The following is an 11935-nucleotide window of genomic DNA, read 5'->3' on the forward strand; positions in this document are numbered from 1 at the left end:
CGTCGGGACGGGCTTGATGCCGTCTATCGGACGGGCTCGATGCCCGTCTGCGTCGGGCGGATCTTCTGGATGGTGCCGTCGGGGCCGAACCGCATCCGGTCGATGGCGACTTCGCGATGGGTGCCGTCGCCGCCGGGGCGGGCGAAGCGGTGGTAGACGATGTACCACTCGTCGCGGCCCGGGACCTGGATGACGGAGTTGTGGCCGGTGCCGAGGATCTGATCGCCGGGGTCCTTGGCCAGGACCGGGTTGCCCGCCGCCTTGGTGAAGGGGCCGAGCGGCGAGTCGGAGACCCCGTAGGCCACGCGGTAGTCCGGGCTGCGGGTGTCGTCCTCCGACCACATCGCGTAGTAGCGGCCCGCGCGCTTGAAGACGGTCGGGGCCTCGTTGTAGCCGGGCGGGGTGATCTTCACCGGCTGGGTGGCGAAGGAGACCATGTCGTCGTTGAGCCGGGCGGCCTCGAAGGCGCCCTGACCGAAGTAGAGGTAGGGGGTGCCGTCGTCGTCGATGAAGGCGTCCGGGTCGATGGACTGATGGCCGAACTGCCCCTTGGCGACCAGCGGTTTGCCGAGGGCGTCGGTGAACGGCCCTTGGGGTCTTGAGGACTTGGCGACGCCGATGGACTGGCAGGCGCTGAAGTACATCCAGTAGGTGTCGCCCTTCCTGACCACCGAGGGGGCCCAGGCGTTCTCGTGGCACCAGGAGACATCGGCGAGGTCGAGGGCGGGACCGTGGTCGGCCCAGTGGACGAGGTCGGGCGAGGAGAAGACGTTGAAGCGGGTGCCGCTCCAGCCGGGGTGGCCGTCCTCGGTGGGGTAGATCCAGTACCGCCCCTTGGCGTACATCACATCGGGGTCGGCGTGGTAGCCGGGGAGCGCGGGGTTGGCGTCGCCGGGCCGTACGGTGGCGGTCTCCCGGATCACGGTGCCGTGGCGTACGGCCCCCGACAGGCCGGGCAGCTCCCGTTTGGCCGTCCAGTGCTCCAGGTCGGGGCTGTCGCTGTAGTAGTACTTCTTGACGGTGTAGCCGTCCATGAACATGCGATAGCCGCCGCCGGGCAGGGCGACGACGGTCTGGCCCTCCAGCAGGCTGCCCCACCCCGCCCAGTCGCCCTTGCCGGTGAAGCGGTACGGACCGGTGACGCGGTCGGCGACGGCGTGCTCGATGAGTTCGCCCGTGGCGTTCTTGATGAACGCGTGGTACGTGGCGCCCTTGCGGACCACGAAGGTGTCGATGTAGCCGTTGTAGTCGCTCTCGCTCGGCGCGATGCCCTCGAGCGGCTGGGGCTCGCTCCACTTGGTGAGGGTGTCGTCGAGCGCGGTGAGGACGTAGGGCTGGAAGTGCCGGTAGGCGGTGGGGCCGGTGGACAGCGAGACGACGATGCGGACCTTGCCGTCGGGCGCGTCGGTGAAGAACTCCGGTGCCCAGGTGTTGTTGGCGGCCACGCCGTGGTCGATGTCGGCGAGATGGGTCCAGGTGCGGCGGTCGTCGCTCACGGCGAGGCCGAAGGTGGTGCCGGTCCATCCGGTGGTGTACGCCACGTAGTAGCGGCCGCCGCGGTGGATGACGCTGGGGTCGCGGACGAGACCGGAGGGCGGGGTGTACGCCTTGTCCTGGATCGACCAGAAGTTCTGGGCGTCGTCGGACCCGTAGACGTACATATTGCTCTCGCTGCTGTTCGTGAAGGCGGTGAACAGATAGCGGGAGACCGTGGAGGGCTGCTGCACGGCGCGTCCGCTCCCGTCGCTCGGGTGGGGCTCCGCGGCGTGCACGCGGCTCGCGGTGAGGGGGACCACGAGAGCGAGGGCGGCCAGCAGCGCGAGCAGCACTGCCGGCGTTCTCCAGGGTCGGGTGGCATGCGGGGGCATCAGAGGGCTCCTGCGATCCGAAGTGATCGAATTTGTTCGGAGATTAAGGGTTCTGATGACTTCCGACAGCCCCTGGAGAGGGTGCGAAAGTTTCGAAAACCGTGGAGCCCTGGAGGACGCGCGATGGGGTGGTGGGGTGGATCAGACGAAGGTCTGGCGCTGCAGCCAGAGGTCCCTGGCGGTGCCGCTGCCCTGGATGAAGACGTAGAGCAGGTTCTCCTCGTTGAGGACGGGGACGCCGACGCCCGCGGAGCCGACGACCCCGCCCAGGGACTGGAAGCCGCTGTAGGCCGTGCCGTTCTCCGTGTTCTGCACGGCGACCCACAGGGCGTTGTCGGTGGCCTTGATGAACACGTTGATCCGGCCGTCCTGGGCCAGGGCGCAGACGGGCCGCCAGACGATCTGGGCGCCGAGGCTCACGGGGGCGCCGAACGTGTCGTAGTCGTCACTCTGTCCGACCCGCCGGACGGACCCGTCGGAGCCGCGATAGAAGATCTGCACCCGGCCGGCCGCGTCCAGGCACACCGACGGGCGGCTGGTCACGTTGGGGGCGTTGAGGGAGAACGCCTCCCAGAGGGCGGAGTTCTCGGTCTGCTGCTGGATGGTGTACAGGGTCTCGCCGGAGCCCTTGACCGCCACCACGAGCCGCCCTCCCCCGTCGAGGATGGGCGAGGGCGTGGCGAAGATGGCACCGCCCAGCGATGTCGCGGAGGTGTAGGTCTCGTACTGCAGATCCTGGTTGCGGATGTACCACAGGGCGTTGTCGGTGCCGGGGAAGAACACATAGATGCGGCCGTCGGCGCCGAGCGCCGCGGCCGGGTCGTCCCCGATGCCGGCGACCAGGGTCTGGGGTGGTCCGTAACCGGAGTTGATGGAGGTCTGGGTGATGACCTCCAGATTGTTGCTCGGGGTGCGGTAGAAGACCCGGACCTTTCCGTCCTTGCCCCGGATCGGCGCCGGGATGCCGTCGACGGACAGGCCCGGATACTGCTGCCACGGCCCCCAAGTGCCGTCGCGGGCCTCCACCCTGCTCCACAGGATGTTCGACCCGCCCCGGATGAAGACCTGCACCCGGTCGTCGGCGAACGTGACCGGGGCGGGCTCGGAGTGGATGCCGCCCTGAAGATTGATCCAGGTGCCCCAGACGGTGCCGGGAGTGGTGGAAACGACCATGAGAGGACCTCCCTCTTCTCGTGAGACCTCGTGAGGCCACGAGAGTGCGCGGATACACCGTCAATTCCCGGGGCAAGCATGGCGGATACCCGAAGAAAGCAAGATGTACGGATATGAACGACTCATGGCCATGAGAGAGGGATATCGGATTGCACACGCTCATTTGCCTCGGGAATTCGTTCGTGTGAGCGGCGAGATACTGATCGCGGGCCCGCCTTGACCTTCCCCAAGGGGGAAGCCGGAGCATCGTGGTCGCCGGGCGAGGTGCCCGGCGACGAGGAGGGCGAACATGGGGCTGCTGACCATCGGTGCGTTCGCGAGGGCGTCGCGGCTGTCCCCCAAGGCGCTCCGCCTGTACGACGAGCTCGGGCTGCTGCCGCCCGCCCGCGTCGATCCGTACTCCGGCTACCGCCTCTACGATCCGGCCCAGTTGGAGCGGGCCCGTCTGGTGGCGTGGCTGAGGCGGCTCGGCATGCCGCTGGCCGACATCCGGGCGGTGTGCGAGCTGGAGCCGGAGGCGGCGGCGCGGGAGGTGCGCGCGTACTGGGCACGCGTCGAGGCCGACACCGCCGCCCGGCGGGACCTGGCCGCCTTTCTCGTCGACCATCTGTCCGGGAAGGACGCCACGATGTCTTCTGACCACACCACCCTGGGGATCCGCTACGCCGTGCTCTCCGACACCGGCTCGGTCCGGGAGAGCAATGACGACGCCGGTTACGCCGGTCCGCGCCTGCTCGCCGTGGCCGACGGCGTCGGGGGCGGACGGCGCGCCGGCGAGGCGGCGATCGAGGCGCTCAAGCCGCTGGACGCGGGCGTCCCCGGCGGTGAACTGCTCAGCGCTCTCGAAGAGGCGGCGCACCGGGCCCATGAGTCGGTCTCCGCTCTGGCCGCCTCCGACCCCGCGCTGCGGGACGTCGGCACGACGCTCACCGCGATGGTGTGGTCGGGCTCCCGTCTTGGCCTGGTCCACATCGGCGACTCGCGCGCCTATCTGCTGCGCGACGGTGAGCTCTTCCAGATCACCCATGACCACACGGTGGTCCAGTCGCTGATCGACGAGGGGCGGATCACCCTCGAGGAGGCCGCCTCGCACCCCCAGCGGGCGCTGCTGCTGCGCGCCGTGGGCGCCGGTTCGGCGTTCGAGCCGGACTTCGCCCTGCGGGACGCCCGCGCCGGGGACCGCTACCTGCTGTGCTCGGACGGGCTGACGGGGGTCGTGCCCACCGAGGAGATCCAGCGCGTGCTCGCCTCGGAGGACGACCCGGGCCGGGCCGTACGGGAGCTGGTCGCCCTCGCCAACCGGGCGGGCGGGCCCGACAACGTCACCTGTGTGGTGGCCCATGTGGCCGAACAGGCGGTGCTGACCTCGGCGTAAGCCGCCGCTCCGGCCGTCTCGCCCGCCCGCGATTGCGGTTGTCGACCGTTGACGAATGGTGTGTGCGAGGTCTTGTCGGCCGGAAGAAGGCGTCCATATGCTCGCGACGGAAACCGGTTTCCACTCCTGCGTGACCGGGAGACGGGCTTGGCCGGCGGCGCGGCGTAAGGGGTGGGCGGATGTCCGCAGGTCCGATCCGGCTCTCCCGGGAAGCGCGCACCGCGCTCCGCCCGGCCACCACGGCGCGGATCACCGGGGGGTTCTGGGCCGCCAGACGCCGCGTCAACGCCGAGGTGAGCGTTCCCCAGGGGCCGGACCGGCTGGAGCGGGCGGGCAATCTCGCCAACCTCCGGGCCGCCGCGGGAGCGGCGCCGGAGGAGTCCGGCTTCCGGGGCGACTTCCCGTTCCAGGACTCCGATGTGCACAAGTGGCTGGAGGCGGCGTCCTGGCAGCTGGCCGACGGCGCCGAGGGACCGGCCGAGGAGGAGCTGTCCCGGCAGGTGGAGCGGCTGGCCGGGCTGGTCGCGGCCGCCCAGGCCGAGGACGGCTATCTCCAGACGTACTACCAGCTCGGCCCGGACGCCCGGCGGTGGGCGGATCCGCACTGGGGGCACGAGCTGTACTGCGCGGGCCATCTCCTCCAGGCCGCGGTCGCCCACCACCGGGCCACCGGCCGCGACGGGCTGCTCGATGTGGCGGTGCGGTACGCCGATCTCATCGACGCCACCTTCGGGCCCGGCAAGGACGAGACGGTGTGCGGCCATCCGGAGATCGAGACCGCGCTGGTCGAGCTGTACCGGGAGACCGGTGAGCGGCGCTATCTCGATCTGGCCGGGTACTTCGTGGACCGGCGCGGGCGGGGCAGCCTCGGCGACGGCCCGCCGGAGGGCTCGCCCGGCCCCCGCCCCGGGGCGCCCTACTGGCAGGACCACGTCCCGGTGCGGGAGGCGACGGCGGTCGCCGGGCACGCGGTGCGCCAGCTGTACCTCCTGGCCGGGGCCGCCGACGTGGCGGCGGAGACCGGCGAGAAGGGGCTGCGGGACGCCCTGGTGCGGCTGTGGGAGGACATGGCCGCGACGAAGACCTATCTGACCGGCGGAGTGGGCTCCCGGCACGAGCTGGAGTCCTTCGGGGACGCGTACGAGCTGCCGTCGGACCGGGCGTACGCCGAGACCTGCGCGGCCGTCGCCGCCATCCACTTCGGCTGGCGGATGGCGCTGCTGACCGGGGAGGCCCGCTACAGCGATCTGGTGGAGCGGACCCTGTTCAACGGCTTCGCGTCGGGGGTGTCGATCGACGGTGAGCGCTGGCTCTATGTGAATCCGCTGCACGTCCGCCAGGACGATGAGCACCGTAAGGCGGCCACCGGCGACCAGAACGCCCACCGGACGCCGTGGTTCCGGTGCGCCTGCTGCCCGCCCAACGTGATGCGCCTGCTGGCCTCGCTGCCGCACTACATGGCGAGCGGCGACGCCGGGGGGCTCCAGCTGCACCAGTACGCGTCCGGCTCGTACGAGGCGGGCGGCGGCGCGGTGCGGGTGGGGACCGGCTACCCCTGGGAGGGGCGGATCGCGGTGGTCGTGGACGCGGCCCCGCCGGAGGAGGACTGGACGCTGTCGCTGCGCATCCCGCACTGGGCGCGGACGTACGAGGCGACGGTCGGCGGGGAGCCGGTGGCCGAACGGGCCGAGAACGGCTGGCTGCGGCTGCGGCGGCGCTGGCGGCCCGGTGAGACGGTGGTGCTGAGCCTGCCCCTGGACCCCCGGCTCACCCGGCCCGATCCGCGGATCGACGGGGTGCGCGGCTGTGCCGCGATCGAGCGCGGCCCGCTGGTGTACTGCCTGGAGCAGCCCGACCAGCCCGCCGGGCTGCGGCTGGACGACATCGACCTCGACCCGGATGCCGCGCCGAGCCCGGAGCACCGGCCGGAGCTGCTGGGCGGGGTGACCGTGATCACCGCGCTGGCCCTGCCCCACGCCGTCGCGCGCGAGGGCTGGTGGCCGTACCGGAGCGGCGGTACGGGCTCCGCCGGGGCCGCGGGTGGCGCGAAGGCCCCCGAGCCGGTCCCGGTGACCGCGATCCCGTACTACGCGTGGGCGAACCGCGAGCCCGGCGCGATGCGGGTGTGGATCCCGGTCCGGACCCCGCCCGGCTGATCCTCGCCGACCAGGGCATGGGTCACCCCGCGTCCGCCGGAACTCGGCGGACACCCCACGCGTTCATCGCTCGAGGAACACGCTCCTGTGCCCGAGCGGCACCGGCCGACGGGAGGTGCCCCGTGAGCACCGGATCCACACCCCCAGGGGACGACGCCGACGACTGGGACGACGTCGTCCTCGACGCGGACTTCATACGGGACGCCGAGGTCACCGAGCCCGCCGCGCGCACCCGGATGCTGACCGCGCGCTGGCGGCGCGGCGCGCCCGAGCCCCAGCCCTGGCGGGCGGACGAGCCGCCGGCCGGCTGGTTCTGGAGCAAGCGCCGCAGGCGGCGCCGGCGGCGCTGACCTCGCCTCTCCGTTACCCGGTCGCAATTGCACGCGTAAAGACACCGCGCCACTTCCGGTGGGAGGATGCGGCCCGACTCACTGATCATGAGATCCGTGGTCGTTCGCCGACCCTGCCCCCGGAGGTGCCGTGTTCGCTCGCTCCGCCCTGCCGCCCGTCATAGCCGTCGCCGCCGTATCCGCCCTGCTGGCCGGGTGCACCAGCACCAAGTCGTCGGGGTCCGGCGGCAAGGACATCAGCCTGGTGAACTCCGGGAAGCTCACGACCTGCACCCATCTGCCCTATCCGCCCTTCCAGTCCAAGCAGGGCAAGAAGATCGTCGGCTTCGATGTGGACATCGTCGATCTCGTGGCCTCGGCGCTCCATGTGAAGCAGGAGATCGTGGACACGCCCTTCGAGGGCATCCAGTCCGGCGAGGACCTCAACACCAACCAGTGCGACGTGGCCGCCGCCGGGATGACCATCACCGAGGTGCGCGAGAAGAACCTGGACTTCTCCGCTCCCTATTTCGAGGCCACGCAGGCGCTGCTCACGGCCAAGGGCAAGCGGTTCACGTCCCTCGCCGACCTCAAGGGCAAGAAGCTCGCGGTCCAGCAGGGGACCACCGGCGAGGCTTACGCCCAGAAGCACGCCAAGGGCGCGAAGCTGGTCCAGTTCGAGGACCTGGCGCTGCTGCTGACCGCCGTCAAGACCGGGCAGACCGACGCGGGCATCAACGACAACGGCGTGCTCTACGACTACGTCAAGGACAACCCCGACACCGCGGTGACGGCCGAGTTCGACACCGGGGAGAGTTACGGCATCGCCGTGCGGACCGGCAATGACGCACTGCGCAAGAAGATCAACGCGGTGCTGAAGGACGCCCGGGCGGACGGCTCCTACGACCGTATCTACAAGAAGTGGTTCGGCACCGCGCCCAAGAAGTGACGCCCGCCGACGGCCATCGGAGCTGAGGAGTCCGCACACTTATGGCAATGACCCGCCGACAGCGGGCGCGGGCGATACGGGCGGTGCAGTACGCCGTGCTGATCGCCCTGCTGCTCGCCATCGTCCTGGCCGCCGACTGGGGTGAACTGCGGCGCGCGTTCTTCGACGCCGAGGTCGCCCGGTCCCTGTTTCCCGACATCATCACCACCGCCCTGGTCAACACCGTCGTCTACACCCTGCTCGGCTTCGGCTTCGGGCTGGTCCTCGGGGTGGTGCTGGCGCTGATGCGGCTCTCGCAGGTGCCGCCGTACCGCTGGCTGGCGGTGGCCTACATCGAGTTCTTCCGCGGGGTGCCCGCGCTGCTGGTGTTCATCGCGCTCGGCTTCGGGGTGCCGCTCGCCTTCCAGGTGGCGCTGGACCGGTATGTCACGGTCATGCTGGCGCTGGGGCTCGTCGGCGCCGCCTACATCGCGGAGACCATGCGGGCGGGCATCCAGGCGGTGCCCAAGGGGCAGATGGAGGCGGCGCGTTCGCTGGGCATGTCCCACAGCCGGGCGATGGCCTCGATCATCATCCCGCAGGCGTTCCGGATCGTCCTGCCGCCGCTCACCAATGAACTGGTGCTGCTGACCAAGGACTCCTCCCTGGTCTATCTCCTGGGGCTCTCCCTGGACCAGTACGAGCTGTCCAAGTTCGGCCGGGACGCGCTGAATCAGCACCGCAGCCTCACCCCGATCCTGGTCGCCGGGGTGTGCTACCTGATCATCACCGTTCCGCTCGGCCACCTGGTGCGCCGGCTCGAGGCCCGTGCGGCGAAGGCGAGGTGACCGGGGTGAAGGAGACGACGGAGGCGAAGGGGACTGGCGAGGCGGACGGCGTCGCCATCCGGGTGGCGGGTCTGCACAAGTCCTTCGGCGAGCTGGAGGTACTCAAGGGCATCGATCTCACCGTCCGCCGGGGTGAGGTGGTCTGTGTCATCGGCCCGTCGGGATCCGGCAAGTCGACGCTGCTGCGCTGTGTGAACCTCCTGGAGGAGCCGACCTCGGGCTCGGTCACCGTGGCGGGCACCGAGGTCACCGACCCGGATGTGGACATCGACCGGGTGCGGCGGCGGATCGGCATGGTGTTCCAGGCGTTCAACCTCTTTCCGCATCTGACCGCCCTGGAGAACCTGACCATCGCCCAGCGGCGGGTGCTGCGCCGCGACAAGGCGGAGGCGGCACGGATCGCGCGGGAGACTCTGCGGCGAGTCGGCCTGGGCGACAAGGAGTCGGCCTATCCGGCGCAGCTGTCGGGCGGCCAGCAGCAGCGGGTGGCCATCGCGCGGGCGCTGTCGATGGACCCGGAGCTGATGCTCTTCGACGAGCCGACCTCGGCGCTCGATCCGGAGCTGGTCGGCGATGTGCTGGCGGTGATGCGCGCCCTGGCCGACGAGGGGATGACGATGCTGGTGGTCACCCATGAGATGAGCTTCGCGCGGGAGGTCGCGGACCGGGTCGTGTTCATGGACGACGGGGTGATCGTGGAGGAGGGCGGACCGGAGCAGGTCGTGTCCGATCCGGTCCACCCCCGCACCCGGGCCTTTCTCACCCGGGTGCTGAACCCGGCCGCGGCGCGGGTCGGGGAGGTGCCGGACACGGGCCCGCACGGAGCGCGGATCGACCGCTGAGCCCTGTGCGCGCGCGGGTCCGTGGGCTGGTCAGCGGGCGAAACGCGGGGTGGTCGCCGTCCGGGGCCAGGAACGAGGTCCGCGGGGCCCGGCCCGGGCAACCTTGTCGCGGGCGGCGGCGACAAGGAGTCGCGGGCCTCCCGCCTCGACGACCGGGGTCTTCCCGGCGACTTGAGGCGGCCTTAGGGTTGGTAACCGATTACTGCCCGGTCAGGGGTTCCACGTGGGCGGTTAGGGAAGGGAGTCTCAATGGCTCGTTCCTCGGGATCGACGGGGCCCACACTGGCGGTCGTCGCCCGTGAGGCGGGTGTGTCGGTGCCGACCGCGTCGAAGGTGGTCAACGGCCGGGAGGACGTGGCCCCCGAGACCCGCCGCCGGGTCACCGAGGTCCTGGACCGCCTGGGGTACATCCGCAGGCCGCGCTGTGAGGCGCCCAAGCCGACCGCGATCGTCGACCTGGTGGTGCACTCACTCGACAGCGCCTGGTCGGGGGCGGCGCTGCACGGCGCGGCGGAGGCCGCGCACGAGGCGGGACTCGAGGTGGTGGTCTCGGCCGCGGCCACCCGGAGCCGGGGCGGCCGGCTCGAGTACGGCTGGCCGGAGAAGCTGTACGCCCGGGGCAGCTCGGGTGTGCTGTTCCATCTCATCGAGCTCGCCCCCGCCCAGTACTCCTGGCTCGATGAGCGGCGGATCCCGTTTGTGCTGATCGACCCCGCGAACGACCCGCCACCCGGGGTGCCGTCCGTGGCGGCCGCCAACTGGCAGGGCGGGATGGCCGCGACCGAGCACCTCATCGGACTGGGGCACCGCCGGATCGCGGTGATCGGCGGCCCGGGGCGGGCGGCGCGCGACGGCGGCCGGGTCGCCGGGTACCGTTCGGCGATGGCGGCGGCCGGGTTACCGGTGCCGTCCGCGTATGTCCGCTACGGCGAGATCAGCGAGGCCGGGGCGCGCCACCGGATGGGTGCGCTGCTGGATCTGCCCGAGCCGCCCACGGCCGTCTTCGTCTGCTCCGATCAGATGGTGCCGGGCGTGTACCAGGCGGTCAGGGGGCGGGGGTTGAGGGTGCCGCGGGACATCAGCGTCGTGGGCTTCGACGATCTGCCGCAGGCCCGCTGGATCACGCCCGCGCTGACGACGGTCCGCCAGCCGCTGTCGGAGATGGCGGGCGCGGCGCTGCGCACACTGCTGCGGCTGATGACCGGCGAGGTGCCGGAGGCCATCCGGACCGAGCTGTCCACCCGGCTCATGGTCCGGTCCAGTACCGCTCCGCCGCACCACGCTCCCTCATGACCGAGGAGTCGAACACTGCACGGATGGCCGGACATCCCGACCCCTCACTCGGCTCCTGAGCGCACACCCCTTCACCGCATCGATCGCTACGGAGGTACGCCCACCGTGTTCATCGATCTGCCCCTGGAGCAGCTGCGCACCTACCGGCCCCCGCTCCCCGAGCCGGACGGCTTCGACGCCTTCTGGACGCGGACCCTCGCCGAGGCCCGCACCCGCGAGCTGAACGCGGTGTTCACCGAGGAGGACACCGGGCTGGCCCGTGTGCACACCTACGACGTGGAGTTCTCCGGCTTCGGCGGGCACCGGATACGCGGCTGGCTGCTGGCCCCGCGGGACGTGGCGGGCCCGCTGCCGTGCGTGGTGCAGTACCTCGGCTACAACGGCGGCCGGGGGCTGCCGCACAACTGGCTGCTGTGGCCGTCGGTGGGCTACGCGGTCTTCGTGATGGACAGCCGGGGCCAGGGGTGGGTCCAGCACTCCCCCGGTGTCACCCCCGATCCGGTCGGCGGCACCGGTCCCGAGACACCCGGCAAGATGACCCACGGCGTCCTCTCCCCGGACGACTACTACTACCGCCGGCTGTACACCGACGCGGTGCGGGCGGTGGAGGCCGCCCGTGAGCATCCGCTGGTGGACCCCGCGCGGATCGTGGTCAGCGGGGGCAGCCAGGGCGGCGCGCTGGCCCTGGCGGCGGCCGGGCTGGTGCCGGATCTGACGGCGGCGCTGGTGGATGTGCCGTTCATGACCCACATCCGGCGCGCGGTCGAGATCACGGATGCCGACCCCTATGGCGAACTGGCCCGGTTCTGCGCGGGACAGCGCGAGCTGACGGAGCGGGTGTTCGCCACGCTCGACCACTTCGACGGGCTCAACTTCGCAGCCCGCGCCAACGCGCCGGCGCTGTTCTCGACCGCCCTGCGCGATGAGATCACCCCGACCTCCTGCGGCTTCGCCGCCTATCACCACTACGCCGGGAGGAAGGACCTCAGGGTGTGGTCCTTCAACGGCCACGAGGGCGGCGGCACCCATCAGCAGGCCGAGCAGATCGCCTATCTACGGAGGCTGCTGGGCTGATCCGGACGTGCCGGGCGGCGGTTCGATCGCCGCCCGGCACGGGGTAGAC

General features: G+C 71.1%; 10 protein-coding genes. 8 read left to right on the plus strand and 2 right to left on the minus strand.

Features of this window, described 5'->3' with window-relative positions; all coding sequences use genetic code 11:
• Window positions 1–23: 23 nt before the first annotated feature.
• Together IEJ02_RS05750 and IEJ02_RS05755 are read right to left on the minus strand one after the other, a co-directional pair.
• The gene (locus IEJ02_RS05750; protein ID WP_317985728.1) at window positions 24–1829 is read right to left on the minus strand and encodes a family 43 glycosylhydrolase; all 1806 of its coding nucleotides are present in this window, start codon (window positions 1827–1829) and stop codon (window positions 24–26) included.
• A gap of 180 nt (window positions 1830–2009) precedes the next feature.
• Entirely contained in the window at window positions 2010–3041 is a 1032-nt protein-coding gene (locus IEJ02_RS05755) for a DUF8189 domain-containing protein (RefSeq protein WP_191063691.1), read from the minus strand.
• Between the two features lie 289 nt (window positions 3042–3330).
• Here IEJ02_RS05755 and IEJ02_RS05760 point away from each other — a divergent pair, with 289 nt between their 5' ends.
• The 8 genes from IEJ02_RS05760 to IEJ02_RS05795 all read left to right on the plus strand — a co-directional run bounded on the left by IEJ02_RS05760 (window position 3331) and on the right by IEJ02_RS05795 (window position 11886).
• Window positions 3331–4416 carry a MerR family transcriptional regulator gene (locus tag IEJ02_RS05760; RefSeq protein WP_191063692.1) on the plus strand — a complete coding sequence of 362 codons (1086 nt, stop codon included), beginning with the start codon at window positions 3331–3333 and terminating at the stop codon, window positions 4414–4416.
• Window positions 4417–4595: 179 nt separating this feature from the next.
• Complete coding sequence (locus tag IEJ02_RS05765; RefSeq protein WP_191063693.1) at window positions 4596–6572, plus strand: glycoside hydrolase family 127 protein; 1977 nt, start codon at window positions 4596–4598, stop codon at window positions 6570–6572.
• A gap of 122 nt (window positions 6573–6694) precedes the next feature.
• Complete coding sequence (locus tag IEJ02_RS05770; RefSeq protein WP_044567238.1) at window positions 6695–6922, plus strand: SGM_3592 family protein; 228 nt, start codon at window positions 6695–6697, stop codon at window positions 6920–6922.
• 130 nt (window positions 6923–7052) lie between these two features.
• Entirely contained in the window at window positions 7053–7850 is a 798-nt protein-coding gene (locus IEJ02_RS05775; RefSeq protein ID WP_191063694.1) for a basic amino acid ABC transporter substrate-binding protein, read from the plus strand.
• 41 nt (window positions 7851–7891) lie between these two features.
• Window positions 7892–8677, plus strand: a complete 786-nt coding sequence (locus IEJ02_RS05780; RefSeq protein WP_191063695.1) for an amino acid ABC transporter permease — start codon at window positions 7892–7894, stop codon at window positions 8675–8677.
• Between the two features lie 5 nt (window positions 8678–8682).
• Entirely contained in the window at window positions 8683–9519 is an 837-nt protein-coding gene (locus IEJ02_RS05785; protein WP_137981670.1) for an amino acid ABC transporter ATP-binding protein, read from the plus strand.
• A 249-nt stretch (window positions 9520–9768) separates the two neighbouring features.
• Window positions 9769–10812: a LacI family DNA-binding transcriptional regulator gene (locus IEJ02_RS05790; protein ID WP_191063696.1), complete on the plus strand. Its 1044-nt coding sequence runs from the start codon at window positions 9769–9771 to the stop codon at window positions 10810–10812.
• A gap of 105 nt (window positions 10813–10917) precedes the next feature.
• Entirely contained in the window at window positions 10918–11886 is a 969-nt protein-coding gene (locus IEJ02_RS05795) for an acetylxylan esterase (RefSeq protein ID WP_191063697.1), read from the plus strand.
• Window positions 11887–11935: the final 49 nt, after the last annotated feature.

The organism is Streptomyces sp. 5-10 (assembly GCF_014712245.1).
Classification (GTDB): Bacteria; Actinomycetota; Actinomycetes; order Streptomycetales; family Streptomycetaceae; genus Streptomyces; species Streptomyces violaceusniger.

Coding starts and splice junctions, on each gene's coding strand:
- IEJ02_RS05780 (WP_191063695.1), top strand. CDS start 7,892: ATGGCAATGACCCGCCGACAGCGGGCGCGGGCGATACGGGCGGTGCAG.
- IEJ02_RS05765 (WP_191063693.1), top strand. CDS start 4,596: ATGTCCGCAGGTCCGATCCGGCTCTCCCGGGAAGCGCGCACCGCGCTC.
- IEJ02_RS05760 (WP_191063692.1), top strand. CDS start 3,331: ATGGGGCTGCTGACCATCGGTGCGTTCGCGAGGGCGTCGCGGCTGTCC.
- IEJ02_RS05755 (WP_191063691.1), bottom strand. CDS start 3,041: ATGGTCGTTTCCACCACTCCCGGCACCGTCTGGGGCACCTGGATCAAT.
- IEJ02_RS05790 (WP_191063696.1), top strand. CDS start 9,769: ATGGCTCGTTCCTCGGGATCGACGGGGCCCACACTGGCGGTCGTCGCC.